Annotated in this window: 17 protein-coding genes; 12 read left to right on the forward strand and 5 right to left on the reverse strand. The window is 59.6% G+C overall.

Features of this window, described 5'->3' with window-relative positions; genetic code table 11:
• Positions 1 to 8: 8 nt before the first annotated feature.
• Positions 9 to 791 (forward strand): ABC transporter permease, encoded by a 783-nt coding sequence (locus AC1DMA_RS10175; RefSeq protein ID WP_478124937.1) that lies wholly within the window; start codon positions 9 to 11, stop codon positions 789 to 791.
• Positions 792 to 801: 10 nt separating this feature from the next.
• Positions 802 to 1,509: an ABC transporter ATP-binding protein gene (locus tag AC1DMA_RS10180; RefSeq protein ID WP_478124938.1), complete on the forward strand. Its 708-nt coding sequence runs from the start codon at positions 802 to 804 to the stop codon at positions 1,507 to 1,509.
• Positions 1,510 to 1,519: 10 nt separating this feature from the next.
• Here AC1DMA_RS10180 and AC1DMA_RS10185 read toward each other — a convergent pair whose 3' ends face one another.
• The 5 genes from AC1DMA_RS10185 to AC1DMA_RS10205 form a co-directional block, all read right to left on the reverse strand.
• The gene (locus tag AC1DMA_RS10185; protein ID WP_478144094.1) at positions 1,520 to 3,670 is read right to left on the reverse strand and encodes a glycosyltransferase; all 2,151 of its coding nucleotides are present in this window, start codon (positions 3,668 to 3,670) and stop codon (positions 1,520 to 1,522) included.
• On the reverse strand, positions 3,663 to 4,619 hold the full coding sequence (locus AC1DMA_RS10190; protein ID WP_478144095.1) for a GDP-L-fucose synthase family protein: 957 nt from the start codon (positions 4,617 to 4,619) through the stop codon (positions 3,663 to 3,665). Before AC1DMA_RS10190 ends, AC1DMA_RS10185 begins: the two co-directional genes overlap by 8 nt.
• A gap of 45 nt (positions 4,620 to 4,664) precedes the next feature.
• Entirely contained in the window at positions 4,665 to 5,450 is a 786-nt protein-coding gene (locus AC1DMA_RS10195; protein WP_478144096.1) for a glycosyltransferase, read from the reverse strand.
• Positions 5,451 to 5,809: 359 nt separating this feature from the next.
• Entirely contained in the window at positions 5,810 to 8,176 is a 2,367-nt protein-coding gene (locus AC1DMA_RS10200; RefSeq protein WP_478144097.1) for a glycosyltransferase, read from the reverse strand.
• 92 nt (positions 8,177 to 8,268) lie between these two features.
• Positions 8,269 to 11,313, reverse strand: a complete 3,045-nt coding sequence (locus AC1DMA_RS10205) for an FkbM family methyltransferase (protein WP_478144098.1) — start codon at positions 11,311 to 11,313, stop codon at positions 8,269 to 8,271.
• Between the two features lie 230 nt (positions 11,314 to 11,543).
• Here AC1DMA_RS10205 and gmd point away from each other — a divergent pair, with 230 nt between their 5' ends.
• The 10 genes from gmd to AC1DMA_RS10255 all read left to right on the forward strand — a co-directional run bounded on the left by gmd (position 11,544) and on the right by AC1DMA_RS10255 (position 22,195).
• On the forward strand, positions 11,544 to 12,581 hold the full coding sequence (gmd, locus tag AC1DMA_RS10210; protein WP_478124944.1) for a GDP-mannose 4,6-dehydratase: 1,038 nt from the start codon (positions 11,544 to 11,546) through the stop codon (positions 12,579 to 12,581).
• A gap of 420 nt (positions 12,582 to 13,001) precedes the next feature.
• Complete coding sequence (locus AC1DMA_RS10215) at positions 13,002 to 14,042, forward strand: FkbM family methyltransferase (RefSeq protein ID WP_478144099.1); 1,041 nt, start codon at positions 13,002 to 13,004, stop codon at positions 14,040 to 14,042.
• On the forward strand, positions 14,039 to 14,680 hold the full coding sequence (locus AC1DMA_RS10220) for an acetyltransferase (protein WP_478144100.1): 642 nt from the start codon (positions 14,039 to 14,041) through the stop codon (positions 14,678 to 14,680). The genes AC1DMA_RS10215 and AC1DMA_RS10220 overlap by 4 nt, the downstream gene beginning before the upstream one ends.
• A complete protein-coding gene (locus AC1DMA_RS10225; RefSeq protein WP_478144101.1) occupies positions 14,677 to 15,780 on the forward strand; it encodes a DegT/DnrJ/EryC1/StrS family aminotransferase in 1,104 nt (367 codons plus the stop codon). Before AC1DMA_RS10220 ends, AC1DMA_RS10225 begins: the two co-directional genes overlap by 4 nt.
• Positions 15,777 to 16,811, forward strand: coding sequence for a glycosyltransferase family 4 protein (locus tag AC1DMA_RS10230; RefSeq protein ID WP_478144102.1), 1,035 nt, complete (start codon positions 15,777 to 15,779; stop codon positions 16,809 to 16,811). Before AC1DMA_RS10225 ends, AC1DMA_RS10230 begins: the two co-directional genes overlap by 4 nt.
• Positions 16,808 to 17,845 carry a glycosyltransferase family 4 protein gene (locus tag AC1DMA_RS10235; RefSeq protein WP_478144103.1) on the forward strand — a complete coding sequence of 346 codons (1,038 nt, stop codon included), beginning with the start codon at positions 16,808 to 16,810 and terminating at the stop codon, positions 17,843 to 17,845. The genes AC1DMA_RS10230 and AC1DMA_RS10235 overlap by 4 nt, the downstream gene beginning before the upstream one ends.
• Positions 17,842 to 19,209, forward strand: a complete 1,368-nt coding sequence (locus AC1DMA_RS10240; protein WP_478144104.1) for a glycosyltransferase — start codon at positions 17,842 to 17,844, stop codon at positions 19,207 to 19,209. The genes AC1DMA_RS10235 and AC1DMA_RS10240 overlap by 4 nt, the downstream gene beginning before the upstream one ends.
• On the forward strand, positions 19,206 to 20,297 hold the full coding sequence (locus AC1DMA_RS10245; RefSeq protein ID WP_478124951.1) for a DegT/DnrJ/EryC1/StrS family aminotransferase: 1,092 nt from the start codon (positions 19,206 to 19,208) through the stop codon (positions 20,295 to 20,297). Before AC1DMA_RS10240 ends, AC1DMA_RS10245 begins: the two co-directional genes overlap by 4 nt.
• Positions 20,298 to 20,307: 10 nt before the next feature.
• Positions 20,308 to 21,243: a glycosyltransferase family 2 protein gene (locus AC1DMA_RS10250; RefSeq protein ID WP_478144105.1), complete on the forward strand. Its 936-nt coding sequence runs from the start codon at positions 20,308 to 20,310 to the stop codon at positions 21,241 to 21,243.
• A 4-nt stretch (positions 21,244 to 21,247) separates the two neighbouring features.
• Positions 21,248 to 22,195 carry a WxcM-like domain-containing protein gene (locus AC1DMA_RS10255; protein ID WP_478144106.1) on the forward strand — a complete coding sequence of 316 codons (948 nt, stop codon included), beginning with the start codon at positions 21,248 to 21,250 and terminating at the stop codon, positions 22,193 to 22,195.
• Position 22,196 lies beyond the last annotated feature (1 nt).

Raw genomic sequence — 22,196 nt, forward strand, 5'->3', positions numbered from 1 at the left:
ATTCGAACTTGCATCGCAGTGCTTGGGGCGATTGGTGGGAAGGCACCCGCCGTACCGACATCTGGTGGACCCTTGCGTGGTTCGACATCGTCCTGCGCTATCGCCGCTCGATGCTGGGCCCGCTGTGGCTCACGCTGAGCATGGGCGCCATGATCGCCGGGATGGGGCCGCTGTACAGCTCCCTGTTCGGGACCGAGCTTTCGAAGTTCTTTCCGCACCTGGCGCTCGGGATCATCTTCTGGGGTTTTTTTGCCAGCATGGTGATGGACTCGTGCAACGCTTTCATCAGCTCGGGCAACTACCTCAAGCAAGGCTATTTTCCGATCAGCCTTTTCGTTTGGCGCAGCATGGCGCGCAACATCATCCAGTTCGCGCACCAGATCGTCCTGTATGTTCCCGTCGCAATCTGGGCCGGCGTCACGCTGTCATGGTCGGCGCTGCTTTTCGTACCGGCGTTCCTGCTTTTGCTCATCAATGCGCAGGGCATAGGCATTGCGCTCGGTCTGGTCTGCACGCGCTTTCGCGACGTGACCCAGATCGTCACCAGCGTCATGCAGATGTTGATGTTCCTGACGCCCGTCTTCTGGTTGCCATCGAGCTTGCCTGGCCGCGCCCAGTACATCTTGTGGAATCCGTTTGCGCAGATGCTCGATCTTTTGCGCACTCCGCTCATGGGCGGGGTGGCCGAAAACCACAACTGGTGGGGCATCCTGGCCTGGACGGCCGCAACCCTGGTGGTGTCGAGCCTTCTCTTTGCAAAGTACCGCCGCCGGGTCGTCTACTGGCTGTAAGAACAAGAACATGGCCCTCATTTCCCTCAAGAACGTCTCGGTCAACTTCCCAATCTATGGCGCCGGCGCTGCTTCCTTCAAGAAGACGCTTGCCGCATCCGTCACCGGCGGCCGCTTCGGCAAGGAGACCGGCGTCAACGTCGTCCAGGCGCTGAGCAACATCAACCTTGAACTGAAGAGCGGCGATCGCCTGGGGCTCATCGGGCACAACGGCGCTGGCAAGTCGACCTTGCTGCGCACGCTTGCGGGCGTCTATGAGCCTTCGTCGGGCGATTTCGTCCGCCAAGGAACGGTCTCCAGCCTCATCGACCCTTCACTGGGCATCGAAGTAGATGCGACCGGTGTCGAGAACATCATGCTTCGCGGCCTGGTGATGGGTATGAGCAAGAAGCAGATCGATGCGCTCACCCCTGAGATCTGCGAGTTCAGCGGGCTGGGCGAATATGTCAACATGCCGGTTCGCACCTATTCGACCGGCATGCTGATGCGCTTGGCTTTCTCCATCTCCACCAGCGTCGAGGCCGACATCCTGCTGATGGATGAATGGCTGTCAGTGGGTGACGCGGAGTTCACGGAGAAGGCCGAGAAGCGCATGAAGGACGTGGTTGCAAAATCCGGCATTCTTGTTCTGGCTTCCCACTCGCCAAGCCTCATTGCCAAGGAATGCAACCGAGTGATCCACATGGAGCACGGGCGGATCGTCGACGTCCAGCAATAGATCCGTCAGCTCACTGGGGTGCGTCGCTCTGTGCCCTGATCTCCGCAAGGCGGCTCGCGATTCTTCGGCCTGCTGCCTCGAGCGACAAATTGGCTTCCGCACTTGCCTTGCCCCGGGCGCCCACTTCGCGCGCCCAGTCCTGATCCTCATAGACACGGCGCATGAGCTGCGCCGCTTGCTCGATCGATGGCTCCGCCCATTCCAGATCGGCTTCGTAGGGCGGAATCGGCTTGCCGAGCTTCACCAGTTCGTACGGCACGAGCAGACTGTTGCCTTCGTCCATGAAGTCCACGTTGCCCGAAAAGTTGGTCGCGATCACGGGCTTGCCCATCAGCATCGCTTCGGCCATGGTCAAGCCGAGACCTTCGCTGCGATGCAGCGAGACATAGGCATCGCAGGCATCCATCAGCGACAGCACTTCGTCCGGGCTGAACACCTGGTCGATCACCGTGATGTTCGCGCCCGTGGCGGCGTCGCGCAGCTCTTGAATCTGGGTTGGATGGCGATCGCCGAAAGAGGTTTTCAGCACGAGTCGGACCGCATCTTCCGTACGAAACGCCTGCTTGAAGGCTCGAATCAGGCCCAGCGGGTTCTTGCGCTCCATCACGCTCATCATGTGAAAGGTGAAGAGGAAGATGAATGGAGCTTCATCCAGGCCAAAGTACTTTTTGCCGCGCCGCTCGAAAGGGGCGAGCTTCACCCCCGGGAACAGTGTGCGAACTGGAATGGAGAGCTTTTCGCGCAGCCCCTTGGCCACGAATTCGGTGGCGGCCCATACTTCGTCGACCTTTCGCGCGTGGGCAATCCAGCTGTCAGGGATGGAGTCAAACTCCCAGTACCAGTAGGCTACGCGATAGGTTCGCGGTGTGCGCTCGAACAGACTCGCCCGCTGGTAGGCAGTGTCGAAGAACGGCTCCGGCTGAGTGTGGACGATCGTGATGTCGTGGCATTCCATCCCGCGGAAATCGACGTGGTGAGGGTCATCTTTTGCATCCGTGTGAACATCCCGGAGCGACACCGACACACCCACTTTGCCCACGGCCTTGACCATCGACTCGGCCGATACCCGAAGCCCTGACGGATAGCAGAAGTGGCCAATCACGTTAACGCCAAGCCGTGCGAGTTCGGCGCCGGCGACTTCGATGTCGACCCCGCGGCACCACTCAGAAACAGCGATCGGAAGCCCGCTTTCAGCGGAGGACAACCACGCAAGCAATGCCCGCGCGCTTCGCTCGTCGTGCAATGCATTCGGATGGGCCACGCGCCATGCCTCTCGGCAGGAGTAGCTCACTCGAATTTGATCGGCCGCGTCCTCCCACTCGGGCCAACTCGACGGGTCGACCCAGGACCCCAAAGCGCCGTATGCGGAAGAGAACCAGTTGGCGAAGGCGTCTCGTCCGAACACGGTCAAGCCGTCGGGATGCTGTTGCTGCCATGCCGGGGTGAACGCATGAGCCAGCATCAGTTCGCGTGAGGGATTGCGCTCTGCTTCCAGAAGCAGCCACCAGACTTCCTCGGGCCGCAGACGCATTTCGACGAGCCCGCAGCCTGCAAACCAGCGAAACAGCGCGCGCCGGCCAGCGGGCGTGAGGCCGTGCGGAAGCACCGACATCAGCATGCGGCTCGTGACGAAGTTTTGTCTCGCGCGCGCAGCAAGGTCGGCATTCAATGCGGCGCTGACATGCTGCCAACGGTCTGCGTCCAGCCCGAGTTCTCCCATGCCCGACTGCTGGAGCCATGTGCCCAAGCCGCCTTGCGGGCCACCAGCAAGGCCAGCGGGGAGTTGCGCGCGAAGGTCCGGACGACTGCGCCACAGGTCGATGCAAAATCGTGCCGCAGACCAAAGGTCCTTCACATCGGAGGCGCCTGTGCGCGACCACAGCATCGCGTTTGCATGGGCAAGAGGGCCTAGCGCGTCAGTGATCTGCGCGTCGTCGAACAGATCGAGAGCATCGGCAGGGGGCACGGAGACGTTGCGCTGGACCATGGCCGCCCGCGCAGCCTCACGGTCCACGAGCATGGCGGTCTCCCTGTCTCGCGCCTCCGCTGCGGCGCGATCTCGCAGGAATCGCATCCGCTGAGGCATCCGCCAAGGCGTGGCGAGCCACCAGGCGCTCTTGGCGGCCCTTCTCACATACCACGCGATCTCACGATCAGACATACCGCTGCAGGAAATCTGCGTATGCGGCACGAAGACCCGTCTCGAGAGAGGTTTTCGCCTTCCACCCCAAAGCGCCGAGCTTGTTCACGTCCAGTAGCTTCCGCGGCGTTCCGTCGGGCTTCGTGGCGTCCAGTTTCAGCTCCCCTGGGTACCCGACTGTCGTTCGGACGAGTTCTGCAACCTCCCGAATGGTCACATCTTCACCGACACCCACATTGATCAAAGGTGTGACGTCAGGATTGGTGAGCATCCGAAAACGGTCCTCTGGAAGGTCGAGCAAGAACGCGATTGCATCGCCGATGTCCGACGAATACATGAATTCTCGGCGCGGCTTGCCGGAGCCCCACACCACCACGGAAGGCTCGCCCTTCACCTTCGCCTCATGAAAGCGTCGGATGAGCGCCGGAAGCACGTGCGAGTGCTCCGGATGGTAGTTGTCACCAGGGCCGTACATGTTGGTCGGCATCATTGCTAGGTATCGGGTGCCGAATTGTCGATTGAACGCCCAGCACGATTCAACACCCGCGATCTTTGCGAGCGCGTAAGGACGATTCGTCGCTTCGAGCGGCCCTGTAAGAAGGTATTCCTCCTTGATGGGTTGCGGGCAGTCGCGCGGGTAAATACACGAGGAGCCCAGAAAGATCATCCGGTCGATGCCGGCTTCGTGCGCCGCATCGAACACGTTCAGCTGAATGCGCAGGTTGTCGTGCAAGAAGTCAACCGGGAACTTGGAGTTCGCAAGGATGCCTCCAACCTTGGCCGCGCACATGACGACATGGTCCGGCCGTTGTTCGAGAAAGAACGCGCGAGTGGCATCGCGATCTCCGAGGTCCAACTCCGCATGTGTGCGGGTCACGATCTGAACGTCGGCACGGCCGCGCAGGGCCTTAACCGTCGCGGAGCCGACCAGGCCGGCATGACCTGCGACGAATACTTTTTTTGCTTGCATTTGGAATCTCTGTTGTTCGCCGAGTACGACTCGGTTTTGCAGTGCTCAAAGGCGACGAATGTGTCTGACGATTCTGATCAATGGATGCCACACAAGACGCGTCGCCCTGAAGATAGCGTAGCGCTGCGATGCTTCGCGAAGCGATGCTGCGACCGAAGGGTCGGAAGAATCGGGCGGAGCCTGCTCGACCGCGATTTCACGGACGCCGAAGGGGTGCTGATACCTTCCGGCGTAGAGCGCCTCGCTCGGGGTGAGGATAAATCGCTCCAGGTCTTCCTCCGCCTGTTCCCAGGCGAGACGTCCAGCCCGGACGCCTTCGGCGGCGCGTGCACCGAGCTGCGCGATATTGGAGAAATCCAATGGCTGCGGATGTTGGAAATCGTAGAGCAATCCGTTCAATCCGGGGATGATGTATTCGTTCATGGTTCCGAAATCAGGTGCCACGACGCACTGCCCCCGGGCCATTGCCTCGAGAAAGGATTGTCCGATGCCCTCCTCCAGTCGAGGAGCGAAGTAGACGTTGGCGCGCTCCATGATTGCTTTCAGTTCCGCCTTGTCTTCGAACCAGGTGGAGGTCGTGATGTGGTGGCGCTCCAAATCCTCGCTGGAAGGCAGTTCAGCCGGCGGCGTGCCCGGATCCACGGCAAGATGGATATGAAAGCTGTCGAAGGAAGTGTTGGCGATCAATTGGCGAATCAGTCGCCACGGCAGTTGCTCCTCCCGCCGCACCCAAAAGAACCCATGAAGGCCCTGCCTCTGCGATGAATGCAGTTCCACCAGCGGCTGGTAGTAGCGCACGAAGTGGCTCACGATGCCGAAGCCGGTCGTCATGCAATGCGCGGCATTCGAGAAATTCAAGACCTTGGAACCCTGGAATGGCTCCCAAAAATCGGACAAGTTGTAGATGGGTCCTTGCCAGAATCCGAATTGGTCGAGCATCGGGATGTACACGACATTCGGGTGCGCCAGCCTGAAATAGCTCTGGTCGGGCGGGCAGTAGGACTGGAACATGATGACCACGTCATGCGAGCGCACTTGCTCCCATGCAACGGGCGCGCCGCCTTGCCACGCATCGTCCCAGAACCAATCGACTTGGTGACCTCGCCGCCTCAGGATTTCCGGAAGGAACGCCGTCGACTTGGTTGTGCGGTGGTAGGAATGGTCGACGTATGCAATGCGGGCCACTGGGCTTACTTTCTGACCATGGTTGCGTACAGTCGCTTCGCGACCGCAAACGCCCCTGGGTACTTTCGAAGGACTTCCTTGATGCTTTGCTTGACGGTCAGCCCCTTGGCATCCGGCACGTTTGGAACGGCCGCTGGTTCCAGGTCGGCAGGATGGCGGAGTGTCTCCATGCTCGCCCAACTCATCGCCTCGATGAAATCTCGGTTTGACGAATGCCGCGCAAAAACATCCTTGAGGAACTCGGTCCTGTTCAAGGGCAACTCCGGAAGGCCCGCAGCGGCGGCAAAGAGGAAGAACGCGTGGTAGAGACCTGTCACGTCTGTTGGAGACAGGAACGGAAAGCGCTCGCCCACGACCCGCATGCACTCGATACTGTGCTGACGCACGTCGCCGGAGGTTCCCCCGAGCGAATAGTTGACGGTGACCTCCCTCGTGTAGACAAATGCCGCATTTACTTCCATGCATGTCATGATCCACTTGAAATCCGCGGTGATCTTGTAGGAAGTGTCGTAGGGGCCGGTTCGTTCGTAGGCTTCTCGCGTGGCGTAGATGCCGTTGTGGCAATCATTGGCGCACATGAAGTACGAGCCAGGATGGACGAATGCCGGATACCACTCCATTCTGACGTCCGCCCCGCGCACGTTAGCGGCCGTCAGGAGAATTGCAGCGCCGGGACAGTCTCCAAGGCGATGGACTGCGATCTCGGCTGCTTCAGGCTCAAGCCAATCATCCGAGTTGAGAACACAGATGAGTTGACCGCGCGCCAGCGGGATTGCTTTGTTGATCGCATGGTAGAGCCCCTCGTCCGGCTCGGATGCGAAGTAGTCGATCCGGTCGCCGTATTGGCGAATCAGATCGACTGTTCCATCCGTGGACGCGCCGTCGAGGACCACATGCTCAACGTTGGAGTAGGTCTGGCTTTGCACGCTCTCGATGGTGCGCGCCAGCGTCTTTGTGTTGTTGCGTACAACGGTGACGTAGGTGACCAGGGGGAGTTCGGCGGTGCCCGTTTTGAAAATTCCGCGCGTCCGCAACCCGCCTTCGACGCGAGGAGCTCTCTGGGGAGGCAGGGCATCGACCCACGACGGCCAGTTCAGGCTTGGCTGGCTTGCGCCCGTCTGGCGGACCCGCAGGAAATGAGGGCCGCGGCTGCCGTTCTGGTAGTCGATGAAGTTCGCCTCGATGATGCCGTCGGCTCGGGCAAATCTGGCGGCTTGCGCGCCTGGCAGCAGCGTGCGTGGCTTGCGATTCGAAGGTCGCTCCACATGCCGAACAAACGCGGCACAGAGGGTCTCCGTCACGATTTCCGCGCAACGGTCCCAACTGAACAGCCGAGCCCGCTGCACGCCGGCCTGCGAGAGCTCGTGACGATACGCCTCCGACGATGCAATGCGCCGAATTGCATCTGCCGCACCCTGCAGGTCATCCGCGTCCAGCATGATTCCGGCATTGCCGACCACTTCGGGCAGTGAAGAATTGTCGGAACAGATCACCGGCGTGCCGCAAGCCATCGCCTCCAGCGGCGGCAGGCCAAAACCTTCGTATCGCGACAGGTACACGAAGCACAGTGCATCGCTGTACAAGGCCGAGAGATCGACATCTTCGACAAACCCTGTCAGAACGATGCGAGACCGCCACTTGCCCGCCTTTTCCAGGGCTTCATTGAGGCGTTCGAGCTTCCATCCAGACATTCCCGCGAGGACAAGATGCGCATCACTCGATTCGTCCTGCTCAAGATGGAGAACAAAGGCGCGAACAACCTGATCGAGATTTTTGCGTATCTCGAGTGTCGCCAGGCTGAGAACATACGGAACGCCGGGAGGGATTCCGTACTTTGCCCGGACCGACGCTCGTTTCTCTTCGTCCTCGCAAGGCACGAAGGAAGGTCCGGCCGCCAAGGGAATAACTGTGACCTGCCGCGGGCTCAGGTCAGGGCGCCGCTCCAGAAGGTCCTTCTTCGTGCACTCTGAAATTGCGAATACCACCGTGTGCTCGTCAAGGCTGTCGATGATGTTTCGGACCTCCGTGGCTGCCTCGGCCGAAAAAAAGTCGGGCCGCTTGATGGCAATCAGGTCGTAAATGATGTGGGCCTGCAAGACACCGGAATCGAGCAGCCAGCGCGCAGGTGCCACGCCAAAAGGCGACAGCAAAACGTCTGCATCTACGGACGGATCAGAGTCGCCTGTTTCGTGGCGCTGAGCAGTCAGGCGCCTCGAAGCGATGTAGTGGGCTGACCTTTCTTCGTCGCCCTCCCTATAGAACAAGCGCGTATCAAGTCTTGGAGATTGCGCAAGACGCGGAAACAACTCGTCGCACACGCGATACACGCCCGTTTTGACTCCCTGCGCCAGTACATACATGTCCAGCGCCAAGCGCGGCTTCGAATTACTCATTGTTCAATTCTTTTACTCAGTCAACACGAATGCAGCCCCCACATTAGAACAAGTCCGCAGTTCGACCCTTTCTAAGTTGCGATTTGAGTTCTGCCGGCCCGCGCCGCCTTGATCTCCGCCAGCCTTCGGGACGTTCTCTGACCCGCAGCCTGCACAGAAAGCCTAGCCTCCGCGCTCGCCCTGGCCCTCGCGCCGAGCTCACGGGCAAACTCCGGCTCGTCGTAGAGACGCCGCATGAGCGAGGCGGCATGATCGACTGAAGGCTCGGCCCAAATCAGTTCGGGATCGTAAGGCGGCATCGTTCGACCCAGTTTCACCAGCTCGTACGAGACGAGCAGGCTGTTGCTTTCGTCCATGAAGTCAACATTGCCCGAGAAGCCGGTGGCAATCACCGGCTTGCCCATCAGCATGGCCTCGGCAAGCGTCAGGCCAAGCCCTTCGCTTCGATGGAGCGAGACGTATGCATCGCAAGTGTCGGTCAACGAAAGTACTTCGTCAGGCGTATACATCTCGTCTATCACCTGAATCCTCGCTCCCGCTGCCGCGTCGCGCAGTTGCGTCATCTGGGCTGGGTGATGATGACCATACATAGTCTTCAGGACGAGCGACACTGGCTCCTGAGGCCCGAAGGCTGCCTTGAACGCCCGTATCAGCCCCAACGGGTTCTTGCGTTCCATCACGCTGTTCATGTGAAAGTTGAACAGGAACATGAAGGTGCCCTCTTCCACCCCGAAGTAGCTGCGGTCGCGACGCTCATAGTTTCCTAGCTGAACGCCCGGGAACATCGTCAGGACAGGTACAGGCAAGCGCTCGCGCAGCCCGTTGGCCACGAACGAAGTCGCGGCCCAGACTTCGTCCACACCTTCGGCACGGCCCACCCAGCCCTCTGGAATTGAATCAAATTCCCAATACCAGTATGCGATGCGGTATGTAGCGGGCGAGCGCTCCTGCAGGTCGCTTCGCGCGTAGGCGTCTGTGAAGAATGGATCGGGCTGAGTGTGGATGAGCGTCACGTCGAAGTCCTCCAGACCATCGAAGCGGACATGATTGGGCTCGTCAAGAATGTCTGTTCTCAGATCGCGCAACGAGACTTGGATGCCTTCGCTACGCATGCCGGCCACCAATGACTCAGCCGAAACGCGCACCCCGGACGGGCTGCAAAAGTGTCCGATCACATTGATGCCAAGGCCTGCGAGTTCTTCCGCGGTTTTCTGCGGGTCGAGTGCCGCACACCACGCCCTTGCATCTGCCGGGAGTGAATCTGGGCCGGATCGAAGCCAGTCAACGAAGGATCGTGCCGACGTATCCGTCTCGAACGCACCGGGATGTAGTGCCTGCCAGTCTGGGCGCGCCCAATAGGCCTCGCGCAACCGCCGAGACGCCGACGTTGCGACCGGCCAATTTGACGGCGTCATCCATTCTTCGTCGACAACTTTGTGGGTGCCCGCAAACCATTTTGCGAATGCTTCCCGCCCAAAGACGGTCATGGCATCCGGGTGACGCCTTTGCCAGTCCGGAGTGAACAGGTAGGCCCGAACAAGTTCGAGAGCAGGGTTCTCAGCGGCTTGCATCAACAGCCACATGATTTCTTCCGATCGCAGATCGAGCTCTTGCCTGCCGTGGCGCATGAACCATCTGAACAGGCCGGCTTGGCCTGGCGGCGTGAGCCCATGCGGCAAGCCGGCACGTATATCGGCTCGAAAGAGAAAAAGCTGGCGGGCTCGCGCGGCGAGGTCTTCTTCCAACACCTCTTCTATCGCCCCTCTTCCCGCTTCTTGCAGGCCGAGGGCGCTGGCATTTTCGGCCAGCCATTCTGAAAAACCGCTCGCCTGCGGATCAGACAACGCGGCGGGAAACTGCGCACGGATTTCCGGTCGGGTGCGGAGCAAATCGACGATGAACCTCGCGGCCGACCATGTGTCGACGATTTGCTCTGGCGCTTGCTTGGGCCACAGCATGAGCTCCAGCGGCATGCCAGCTGCGTCGTGAAGCGCAGTGTCATTCAGCAGGTCGAGGCAACTGGCGGACCCCCTTCCCCGTTCACGAATGAACCGCAGTCGCTCCGAGATGCGCCATGGAGTGAGCATCCACCAAGACAGCTTGAGAGCGCGAACACCTTGCTTGCGAAGCGGTGTGGGCACGACGGATGTGACCTTCTGGAGCGCGGTTGTTGCGCGCCATGCCGTCGAAGCTTGAAGTTCCCGATGCTGCTCTGTCAAATCGGCGATGCGCTGACTCGCCCCTGCGATCGATCGATCCCTTTCCTTGATCACCCTGCGCAGTTGCCTCAGTTCGACGTCCGCGCTGGCCCTGACGCGTTGTTCGCGGCGCCGCGCTTCGATGGCACTTGCTTCTGCCACTATCACCCGTTTCTGAGCGGCCGCCATCTCGGCCTCCTGCCGCTCCAGGCGATCTCGGAGATCCTGGACCTCGGCCATGACAAAGCCATCAAACACATTGGGAGGGCTCCTGAAGGCTTCTTTCAGTTGTGCCCGCTCACGGGCTACGTAGAACCGGTTCAGTCCATCGCTGTACACGTGGAAGTAATCGGCCTCCAGCAGCAGATGCTCCCAATCCCCGTGACTCTCGATCTGTGAGTTCGGGAGCGTGGCCTCAACGACGACGATCCAAGGTCGATGTCGGGTCCAGTCGTTGCCGGCCAGCACCTCCTTCTCCAGTCCCTCTACGTCGATTTTGAGGAAGTGGACATCCTGGTCAGGGGGAACGTGTCGCTGCCACACCGACGCCAGGGTGCGCATCTCGACCGTCTGCCGGGTTACGACCCAGCCGGCCTCCAGATGGCCAAGGGCGAACTCCTCGTTGGCAGTGGACAAACCGGAATCCCCGACAAAATTCACCATTACGGTGCCGAACCGGTCGCCCAAGGCCACACATAAATTTACGTCCAGGGGGCGCCGCTCGACCAAGCCGCTGAAGTGGACCGGATTGGGCTCGACGTTGATGCCACGCCACCCTCTTTCGCTGAATGCCCGTGTCACGGAATCCTGATCCGGCGACCACGCTCCGACGTCAATGTAGAAGCCGGCTGACAGGTGCCCCAATGCACGCCACAACATGACATCTTCAAAATTCTGGGCGTATGAGACGAAGGACATAGGGGAGCATTGGATGAGTTGGCTAACGGCGAGCTCGTGACCAGTGCAGCAAAAAAGCCACAGAAGGTGAAACCGTTCGTGTCGGCGATGCGATGCCTTACCCGGGCAAACGCTGCTTTCCTTTGGAAGCGAGCGTCCAAGAGTACCAAGCCTTTGCGGCAGAATTGGGGCCTCGCGCTGGACGGCCTTGCAAAGGAACGCCGCGACAACCAAATCAAAGAGGGATCTTCATGAAGAAACGCGCCGTAGTCACCGGGATCACAGGCCAGGATGGCGCCTACTTGGCTGAGCTGCTGCTCAGCAAGGGGTATGTGGTGTACGGCACCTACCGCCGCACGAGCTCCGTCAATTTCTGGCGCATCGAAGAGCTTGGCATCCAGGACAACCCTGACCTTCACTTGATCGAGTACGACCTGACGGACTTGGGCAGTTCTTTGACGCTGATGAAGACAGCGGCACCCGACGAGGTCTACAACCTGGCGGCTCAGAGTTTTGTAGGCGTCAGCTTCAACCAGCCTGATGCCACGGCACAAATCACAGGCATGGGCGCGCTCCATCTCCTTGAAGCCATACGCCTTACCAATCCGAAGATCCGCTTCTATCAAGCGTCGACTTCCGAGATGTTCGGCAAGGTGCAAGCGATCCCCCAGGTCGAGGAAACCCCTTTCTACCCGCGTAGCCCTTACGGCGTAGCCAAACTCTTCGCGCACTGGATGACGATCAACTATCGGGAGAGCTACGACATCTTTGGTTGCAGCGGCATCCTTTTCAATCACGAGAGTCCCCTTCGCGGCCGCGAATTCGTCACCAGAAAAATCACCGACGGCGTGGCAAAGATCAAGCTGGGGAAGGCCGAGGTCCTTGAGCTCGGCAACCTAGGCGCCAAGCGTGACTGGGGCTTCGCCAAGGAATACGTCGAAGGGATGTGGTTGATGCTCCAGGCCGAGGAGCCTGACAGCTTTGTCCTGGCGACGAACCGGACGGAAACCGTCCGTGAGTTTGTCGACATGGCGTTCAAGGCCGCTGGCTATGAGCTGCGATTCGAAGGCGAGGAACAGCACGAAGTTGGGGTGGACGTGAAATCCGGCAAGACGTTGGTCCGGGTGAATCCCAAGTTTTATCGTCCAGCGGAAGTGGATCTGCTGATCGGCAACCCGGCTCGCGCCAAGGAGAAGTTGGGATGGGAGCCGAAGACGACACTGGAGCAGCTTTGCTCAATGATGGTGGAAGCCGATCTGCGTCGCAATGCTGAAGGGCACTCGTTCTAGCCTTTGCATCCGGGGGCGCGGGCGAATTGACTCCTGATCGGCGCGCCTCACCTGCTTCAGCAACCTAGCCCCTGGCGCCTTGAAAAGGGGGGAGCGGTCACGGGCCGCAGTTGGCTCGCCCTATCTTCGATGCACGCTATAGAAAACACTGAGAGAACGGGAGTAGACATCCGCGTGGCGCTGTCCTCGAAGGCGAGGCTGCGTTTAGCCGAGGTTCAGGATTCACCAGGTCTGGAGGCAGATCGGTTGTCATTCCAATCGCCGTCGCCGGCACCTGCAGCGAGTCTTCGGTCCAGGGTGAAGCGAGCGCTGCGCCACGTGGCACGGCTCTCTTTCAGAGCAGTCGGACCCTTCATACGGCCTGCCGCCTTCCGGTTTCGAGCGTACCTCCTTGGCCCCCTGCAGGCGCAAGCGCAGCAAATGCACCAGAGGCTCGCGCAGGACCTGGAATCTCATCAGCAAGCACAAGCGGCGGCCATGGATCGGATGCTCACGATTCACACCACGCACGTGCTTCAGGAGATTCAGTCGGTCCGTGAATCACTGCAGCGGAATCGGCATCAGACGAGCCCCGATCCCGAAAAAGAGCGGATGTCGCCGCCCATCTCAGACCGGTTGGACCGGCTGGAGCAACTCGTCCAGGCCACAGCAAGCAGAATTGCCGTTCCTTGCGGGCCTGACGCTCTACTATTGCGCACTGCCGTAGGGTCGGTGCTGTGTCCAGCATCCGATTTCGCTCTTGTGTCTTTCCTCATGGAAACAGGCGAACTCGAGCGTGGCACGCGGCTCTTGATCGATCGCATTCTCAAGCCTGGGGACGTATTCGTCGATGCTGGCGCGAATATCGGTATGCACACCCTTGCAGCCGCACGGGCGGTGGGTGAAAAGGGCCGCATTTTTGCGTTTGAACCCTTTCCTGCGACACACGATCTCCTGCGCAAAACTGTTTGGATGAATGGGTTTTCTTCGATGGTCGAAACCTATCAGGTTGCAGTCTCAAATCGAACCGGCAGCGAAGCGCTGCATCTGGGTTCGACCAGTGGTCATCACTCGCTGTATCCCTTGCCATCTTCCGGCCTGCCCGCTATGGCGCCGGTGGAAGTGCCTTTGATGCGAATCGATGATGTCGTTGGACACGACATCAAGGTGGATCTGATCAAGATAGACGTGGAAGGGGCGGAACTCGAGGTTGTGGAAGGGGCCGCCAGCGCCATTGCACGCAATCCCGAAATCGCCCTCATTGTTGAATTCGGCATTTCTCACTTGCGAAGAACAGAACACATGACGGCCGACTGGCTGCGCCAGTTTCACGATCTTGGGTTGACCTACAACGCCATCGATCCGGAAACTGGAGCTATCAGCGAAATATCCTTGTCGGAGCTCGAAAGCAGTTTTTCAACGAATTTGCTTTTTTCACGTCCCGGCTCGACCGTCTGGACAAGGGCGAAGGGTGGCGCATGAAGCAAGAGGTCATTGTCCTCGGAGCCGGTGGGCACGCGAAGGTCTGCATCGAACTATTGATGGCTTCATCCATGTCGGTCGCCTTCTGTATTGGAGGGCATGACAGCGGCGAGTTTTGTCTCGGCGTTCCGGTCCTAAAGGGAGATGACCACTTGCTGCGCCTTCGCGACGAGGGATACTCATTGGCTTTTATTGCGGTCGGCTCGAACACTCTACGTCAACGTCTTGCGGGTTCCGCGCGGGGGATGGGGTACGAACTGGTCAATGCCATCAGCCCGACAGCAGTCATTTCCCCATCAGTACAGATGGGAAAGGGCATCGCCGTTATGGCCGGAGCCGTCATCAATGCGGACGCTTGCATTTCAGATCTGGCCATTGTCAATACATCTGCAACCATCGACCACGACAGCCTTGTCGGGGAGGCAGCACACCTGGCACCGCAATGCGCTCTGGCCGGAAATGTCACTGTCGGAGCGCGCGCGTTTCTAGGAATCGGAAGTCGGGTGATCCCGAGCGTTTGCATTGGCAGGGACGTTGTGGCCGGCGCCGGTTCCGTCATTATTTCTGACATTGAGTCAGGCTCGCGAGTCGCCGGGGTGCCGGCCAGAAAGATCAATGAAAGGACAAAGCCACAATGAAGCGGATCTCCGTCGCAGAACCGAAACTTGCGGGCAATGAACGAAAGTACGTCCTTGATTGCCTCGACACCAACTGGATTTCGTCCAATGGCAAGTACATAGGCGCTTTCGAGCAAGCCTTTGCCACGTTCTGCGGAACGAAGCACGCGATTGCCGCCAACAATGGCACGACAGCGCTTCACCTAGCGCTGGTCGCTCTGGACCTGCAGCCGGGGGACGAAGTGATCATCCCCACGGTGACGTACATTGCAACGGCCAACGCGGTGCGCTACTGCGGGGCGACGCCAGTGCTGGTGGACGTGTGCGCCGACACCATGAACATCGATCCGAAGGAAGTCGAAAAGAAGATCACCAAGCGCACGCGCGGCATCATTCCTGTTCATCTCTACGGTCATCCGGCTGATATGGATTCCATCAATGCGATCGCGCGCCAGCATGATCTCTGGGTGCTCGAGGATGCAGCCGAGGCTCACGGTGCAGAGGTCAACGGCAAGCGCGTGGGAAATCTTGCGGATTGCGCGACCTTCAGCTTCTTCGGCAACAAGATCATCACTACGGGCGAAGGCGGGATGATCACGACCAACGACGATGAGCTCGCCGCCAGACTGCGGCTCTATCGTGGACAGGGTGTCGACCCGAACAGACGTTACTGGTTTCCTGTCGTCGGCTACAACTACCGCATGACCAACATCCAGGCGGCGATCGGTCTAGCCCAGATGGAGACGGTCGATCAGGCATTGGAAGATCGCAGGGTGCTGTCCAGGCTGTATGACGAAGCATTGACCCCCCTCAAGGACGTGCTGGTGCTGCCCGTGACGCACCCAGGGATGAGGCACGTGTATTGGATGTACACCGTCTTCCTGCGCGAAGGGGACGAAAGCCGGCGCAACAACGTGATGGCTGCCCTGGATCAGGCGGACATCGAGACGCGGCCAGTTTTCTATCCCATGCATGTGCTGCCCCCCTATCAAGAGAAGGCGATCTACCCGGTTGCCGACCTGTGGGCGCAACGAGGCATGAATCTTCCAACCCATCAGTACCTGACGAAAGCGGACGTTGACCGCATCGCCGCGACGCTAGCGCAAGCGCTGAATCAATGAAGATTGCGCTCTGCTCATCTTTTGTCCCATTCATCAACGGCGGTTATCGCAATATTGTTGAGTGGCTCGAGACCATGCTGCGTCAAGCAGGACACGAAGTAGAGCGCATCTACCTTCCGGAAGTGGACACCCCGGAGCATCTTTTCACGCAAATGGCCGCGTTTCGGTTCATTGACTTGAGCGCGGCGGACCGTGTGATTTGCTTCCGCCCCCAGTCCCACCTGATTTCCCACCCGCACAAGATCGTTTGGTTCATTCACCACCTGCGCGTCTTCTACGATCTTTGGGACAGCGAGTACCGCAATTTTCCGGATGACGTGAAGCATCGAGGCATTCGGGATGCATTGCGAGCCGCCGACACGGCAGCATTGCTCGAGGCAAAGCATGTGTTCTCGAACTCCCAGGTGGTTTCCGATCGGCTCAAGCGCTTCAACGGCATCGAAAGCGAACCGCTGTTTCCCCCAGTTCTCCATCCGGATCGATTTCAGTATCGCCAATCGAACGACGAGATCGTCTGCATCTGCCGCCTGGAAGACCATAAGCGGCAACATCTGCTGGCCGAAGCCCTTCAGTATTGCCGTACACCAGTTCGCCTTCGGTTTTGCGGGCTCGGCGCGGGCGTCGCTTACGCGAGCTTGCTGACCCAATCGGCCGCGGAGCACGGACTGAGTGACCGAGTGATCGTGGAGAACCGCTGGGTCGACGAAGATGAAAAAGCCGGCTATCTGGCAGACTGTCTGGCGGCGGCCTATCTGCCCGAGGACGAAGACTCTTACGGATATCCCACCATCGAGGCTGCACATTCGGGCAAGCCGACGCTTACAAGCACGGATTCAGGCGGGCCGCTGGAGTTCGTGATCCACGAAGTCAACGGGCTTGTCAGCGAGCCTGAGCCGCGGGCGCTCGCAGCGGCGATGGACCGCCTCTATGAAGACAGAAACGGGGCGCGGCAAATGGGCGCCAACGCGAAGGCTCGAATCGACGAGTTGGGCATCAGTTGGTCTCGGGTATTGGAAAGGCTGTTGGCGTGAAAGTGCTTGTCGTCAACAACATGGCGCCATTTGTCTCTGGTGGTGCGGAAGCCATGGCTACTCATCTGAAGACCAACCTGGAGATTGCAGGGCACGAGGCCGAAATCCTCAGGCTTCCGTTTCAGTGGGAGCCCGCAACGCGTATACCTTCGCAAATGCTGATGGCTCGATCCCTGATGCTGCAGAACGTCGACCATGTCATCGCTCTCAAGTTTCCGGCGTACCTCATTCCCCACCCGAGCAAGACCTTGTGGCTGGTACATCAGTACCGCCAAGCCTATGACCTGTTTGACGCAGGACAGACAAATCTTCCGGAAGGCCCCGCCGGCGCTGACATCCGCCGAGTGATCAAGAACGCCGACGACGAATGTTTCCGTGGCGCCCGTCGCATTTTCTCGATTTCAGACGTAACGCAGAAGCGGCTAGCCAAATACAACGGCTTCCCTTCGACCGTGCTGCGTGCACCCATCAACGATCCGGAGATCTTCATCGGCGGGCAGCCACAGGGTTACGTTTTTGCAGGTGGGAGGGTCAACGCGGCCAAACGGCAGCACCTGCTGATAGAGGCCATGGCAACAGCCTCGAAAAGCGTGCGGCTGGTTGTCGCTGGACCGCCCGACTCGCCTGCAGATGCAGCGCGGCTCCATGAAACTGCGGAGCGCCTTGGCGTACTGGACCGGGTTCAACTGGACCTGCGCTTTCTCGATCGCGCCGAATACGCTGCCTACATCAACGGCGCAGCGGCAGTCGCCTCCCTTCCATTCGACGAGGAATCGTTCAGCTACGTCGCCATGGAAGCCGCAACGGCCGAAAAGGCCTTGATCAGCACGACCGACAGCGGAGGAGTACTCGGCTTGGCGCAACATGGCCGCACGGGTTGGGTTGCATCGCCCGACGCGAAAAGCCTCGCGGAGGCATTGAGCATGGTGTTCGCCAATCCAAAGCGTACGCGCGATTTCGGAGCTGCCGCCAAGGCTTGTTGGGTCTCGTACAACGTCACCTGGCCGGCAACTGTCGAGGCATTGCTCTCATGAAGTTCGCGATCTTCAGCCCCCTCGTCACCCACTCGGCCATCGGGCGCGTTACGGCACTCGTCGTGCGAGCGTTGCAGGCACTTGAGCAGCAAGTCGTCATCGTGAGGACGGAACAGAACGTAGCTGCCGACGAGTTGCACCATTCGTGCACGGTCGAGCAGGTCTCCTGGACCGATACCGCCGCCGTCATGCGCGTCACACAAGACGCAGACCTGCTGGTCTACCAAGTCGGGAACAACTACGAGCTTCACTGCGGCGCCATGCATTGGCTGGACCGCCTGCCTGGAATCGTCTGCCTGCATGACTTCGTGGTCGCGCATCTTTTCGCGGGTTGGGCTCAGTCTCGCCCGAAGGAGGCGCTGAGGGTCCTCAAGGAATGGTATGGCGAGGAGGTCGCCACCCGGTTCTTCAACGTGCGCGATGGTCATCAGTTTATGGAAGATGCGAGCACCATCTATCCGATGACCGAGTGGGTCTGCGCAATGGCGGATGGCGTCATATCCCACAGTCATTGGGGAATGCGCCGCGTGACGCGTGCCTGCGCGGGCCCCGTGCGCGCGGTGCCGCTCCCTTATGACGCACCATTTGCGGTGAAGGCAAGCTCGACGAGTCCCGCGCGCAAAGACATGGTGAACGTCATTACGGTCGGGCACGCTAATTCGAACAAGCGAATCGAGAGCGTCATACAAGCCATTGGGAGCAGCGCGCTCTTGCGCCACGCGATTCATTACCGACTTTGCGGCCGTATTGAACCTGCGTACGCCATCAAGTTGATTGCCCTCGCGCGTAGTCTTGGCGTGCAATTGACTGTTGCCGGAGAAACGGACAGTACCGGGCTGCAAATTGCCATCAACGAGGCCGACATTGCCTGCTGCCTTCGGTGGCCGAGCTTCGAAGCGGCATCGGCGACGGCCATAGAAGGATTGCTCTATGGCAAGGCTGTGATCGTGACCGACACAAGTTTCTATAGCGAATTGCCGGACGATTGCGTGCTGAAGATTCCTCACCAGAGCGAGGTGCCAAAGCTCATGGACGCACTCGAGTTTCTTTGTATGAACCCGGAGAAACGTCGCGCAATGGCCGTCCGAGGCCAGCAATGGGCGACAGCCACATTTACCGCCAGGAACTACGCTGAGAATCTCGTGCAACTGACGCGGCCGATCGCCACCGCAAAGCCTCTCGTCCAGATGGCAGATAGACTGATGACACAAATGCGGGATTGGGGCGCCTCTCCTGAAATGCTCTTGGCGGATGCGATCGTCGAACCGCTTCTGTTGTTCCAGCTCGATGGCGACCTGCCTGAATCGTCGCCGCTGCCGGATCCGTTCTCCATTCCGGGCCCAGAACAAGACCTGCTTCCATGATTCCACTCTTTTCCGCCCAAGCCGCAAATGCCGGACTGAATCTCGAGTCCGGCATTTTTCGCGTTCTTCGAAGCAACAGGTATGTCCTGGGCAGCGAGGTTACGGCGTTTGAAAGCGAGTTTTCGAGCTACATCGGCGCAATCGAATGCGTCACGCTTGCGAATGGTACTGATGCGCTCGAGATGGCATTGCGAGCTGTCGGCGTCTCAGCCGGAGACCGAGTGGTCTGCGTTGCGAATGCGGGCTTTTATGGAAGCACCGCAATCCACGCGATAGGCGCAAAGCCTTTGTACGTGGACGTCGAAGCCACAACGCTGAACATGGCAACAGCCGCCCTCGCAACTGCGCTCGAGCTCAAGCCCAAGGCAGTCATCGTGACTCACCTCTACGGACAGATGGCCGACATCGAAGAAATCGTGACCTTGGCGCATCGCGCCGGCGTCAAGGTGATCGAGGATTGCGCACAGGCACATGGCGCAACTCGACATGGCCGACGGGCGGGAAGCATCGGCGACGTCGGCTGCTTCAGCTTCTACCCAACGAAGAACCTGGGTGCTCTGGGAGATGGCGGTGCTGTCGTCTGCAACGAAGTCGCGGTGGCTGAAGCTGTGCGCACGCTGCGCCAATACGGCTGGTCCGACAAGTACCACGTGTCGACTCCACTGGGCCGCAACAGTCGCCTCGACGAAATCCAGGCTGCCGTACTGCGCGCAAAACTACCCCATCTCGACGCGGCCAATCGCCAGCGTCGAGAAATCGCTGCGAAGTACAACAGTGCCTTTCATGGACTACCGCTCCTGCTGCCTCCTTCAGTGCAAGAGGACTATGTGGGCCACCTCTACGTCGTGCGCGTGGAAGCCCGCGAGGCATTTCGGGAGCACATGCGCTCGCAGGGGATTGCCACCGACGTGCACTATCCCATTCCTGACCATCTACAGAGCGCCTATCCCAAGGCGCAGGTGACAGGGATCCTCGAGCACAGCGTGCACGCCTGTCGAACGGTCGTCTCGCTGCCATGCTTCCCTGGCCTCACCGATGCTGAAAGCTCCCGGGTGATCGACGGGGTGCGATCGTTCTTTGTGCGTTGAGGTCACGACAGTGTTGACGCTCGTTGTTCCCGTCTATCGAAATGAAGCTTCGATCTCCGATTTGCTCGATGCGGTCAGCGGCCTTCACCGCGACCTGGGCGGCGAGATGGAAGCAGTGTTCGTCATCGATGGCAGCCCCGATCGAAGTTTCGAACTGCTGCGCGACGCGCTTCCGGCGCGGCCGTTTGCATCCAAGCTCGCGCTGTTGTCACGGAACTTCGGCTCTTTCTCGGCAATCCGCACCGGTCTGGAACTCTCTGAAAGCGACCGATACGCGGTCATGGCAGCGGACCTCCAAGAACCGCCAGAGCTTGTGCTCGAGATGGACAAAGCGCTGCGCACCGAATCCGTGGACGTGGTCGTCGGTACACGGCAGGGGCGCGACGATCCTTTCATGACTCGCCTGCCCGCCGAGATCTTCTGGTGGTTTTACCGAAGGTATGTGGTGCCCGAGGTCCCGCCCGGTGGCGTCGACGTCTTCGCTTGCAACAGGGAGTTTCGTGACAACCTTCTTCGGCTTGACGAACGCCACAGTTCGCTGATCGCTCAGCTTTTCTGGCTCGGTTTTCGGCGCAAGCTGATCCACTATTCACGCAGATCGCGCCAACACGGCAAGTCGGCTTGGACCTTGCGCAAGAAGGTCAACTATCTGATGGACAGCGTGTTCTCATTTACGGACCTCCCTATCCGTCTCCTGGTGCGCGGCGGTGGCATCACGGCTGCCCTGGCAGGCCTGCTTGGCCTGGTGGTGACGATCGGCAAGATCATGGGGTTCATCTCGGTGCCAGGCTACGCAATGACGATCCTCACGATCGTCTTCCTCGGAGCCGTGAATCTTTTCGGTCTCGGGATCGTCGGGTCGTACGCATGGCGCATCTACGAGAACACGAAAGGTCGACCGCACACGATCACGATGCGTATCCACCAGTTCAACCAGACGACCTGAAGCCATGGACTACTTCACCCATTCCCAAGCACTTTGCGAAAGCACCCACGTCGGTCCGGGCACTCGGGTCTGGGCCTTTGCACACGTGCTGCCAAAAGCGCGCATCGGTGGCGACTGCAACATTTGCGATCATGTGTTCGTCGAGAACGACGTGGTGATCGGCGATCGCGTCACCATCAAGTGTGGTGTGCAGGTTTGGGACGGCGTGACGATCGAGGATGATGTGTTCATCGGCCCTAACGTTACCTTCACCAACGATCTGTTCCCAAGGAGCAAGCAGTACCCCGAAGCTTTCGCCCGGACCACGGTCCAGTCAGGCGCTTCGGTCGGTGCAAACGCCACAATCCTTGCGGGAATCACGATCGGGCGCAACTCGATGATTGGAGCGGGCGCAGTGGTTACGCGTTCGGTGCCATCCAATGCCATCGTGGTTGGCAACCCGGCGCGGATTACCGGATACGTGGATGCCACTCCGTCCACGCGGCTTGCGCCGGAGTCCAAGGGCGCCAAAGCGCCTGGGGTGATCCAGAGTTCCGTCGCCGGCGTCACGCTGCACACGCTGCGCTCCGTGCCGGACATGCGAGGCAGCCTCTCAGTCGGCGAATTCGAGAGAGACATTCCTTTCAAACCGCTGCGCTACTTTCTCGTCTACGACGTGCCAACTGTCGAAACCCGCGGCGAGCATGCGCACCGCACGTGCCATCAGTTCCTGCTCGCTGTCAAAGGCCAAGTGAGCGTGGTGGCCGACGACGGCGTGAAGCGTGAAGAATTCAAGCTCGACAGCCCCTCGCTTGGGATCTATCTGCCGCCCATGACTTGGGGTATCCAGTACCGTTATTCGCCCGACGCCGTGCTACTCGTCTTCGCTTCGGACCACTACGATGCCTCGGACTACATCCGCAACCATGCCGACTTCCTGCGTGCCAAGCTGGGCAAGGACGGTCGGCCCTGAT

The sequence above is a fragment of the Variovorax sp. 05N34 genome (assembly GCF_056397405.1).

What these genes read in the sequence shown, in the direction of transcription:
- AC1DMA_RS10220 (WP_478144100.1), top strand. Translation starts at nt 14,039, where the DNA reads ATGAAGCAAGAGGTCATTGTCCTCGGAGCCGGTGGGCACGCGAAGGTC.
- AC1DMA_RS10190 (WP_478144095.1), bottom strand. Translation starts at nt 4,619, where the DNA reads ATGCAAGCAAAAAAAGTATTCGTCGCAGGTCATGCCGGCCTGGTCGGC.
- gmd (WP_478124944.1), top strand. Translation starts at nt 11,544, where the DNA reads ATGAAGAAACGCGCCGTAGTCACCGGGATCACAGGCCAGGATGGCGCC.
- AC1DMA_RS10245 (WP_478124951.1), top strand. Translation starts at nt 19,206, where the DNA reads ATGATTCCACTCTTTTCCGCCCAAGCCGCAAATGCCGGACTGAATCTC.
- AC1DMA_RS10180 (WP_478124938.1), top strand. Translation starts at nt 802, where the DNA reads ATGGCCCTCATTTCCCTCAAGAACGTCTCGGTCAACTTCCCAATCTAT.
- AC1DMA_RS10230 (WP_478144102.1), top strand. Translation starts at nt 15,777, where the DNA reads ATGAAGATTGCGCTCTGCTCATCTTTTGTCCCATTCATCAACGGCGGT.
- AC1DMA_RS10255 (WP_478144106.1), top strand. Translation starts at nt 21,248, where the DNA reads ATGGACTACTTCACCCATTCCCAAGCACTTTGCGAAAGCACCCACGTC.
- AC1DMA_RS10195 (WP_478144096.1), bottom strand. Translation starts at nt 5,450, where the DNA reads ATGACGACCGGCTTCGGCATCGTGAGCCACTTCGTGCGCTACTACCAG.
- AC1DMA_RS10240 (WP_478144104.1), top strand. Translation starts at nt 17,842, where the DNA reads ATGAAGTTCGCGATCTTCAGCCCCCTCGTCACCCACTCGGCCATCGGG.
- AC1DMA_RS10205 (WP_478144098.1), bottom strand. Translation starts at nt 11,313, where the DNA reads ATGTCCTTCGTCTCATACGCCCAGAATTTTGAAGATGTCATGTTGTGG.
- AC1DMA_RS10215 (WP_478144099.1), top strand. Translation starts at nt 13,002, where the DNA reads ATGCACCAGAGGCTCGCGCAGGACCTGGAATCTCATCAGCAAGCACAA.
- AC1DMA_RS10225 (WP_478144101.1), top strand. Translation starts at nt 14,677, where the DNA reads ATGAAGCGGATCTCCGTCGCAGAACCGAAACTTGCGGGCAATGAACGA.
- AC1DMA_RS10185 (WP_478144094.1), bottom strand. Translation starts at nt 3,670, where the DNA reads ATGTCTGATCGTGAGATCGCGTGGTATGTGAGAAGGGCCGCCAAGAGC.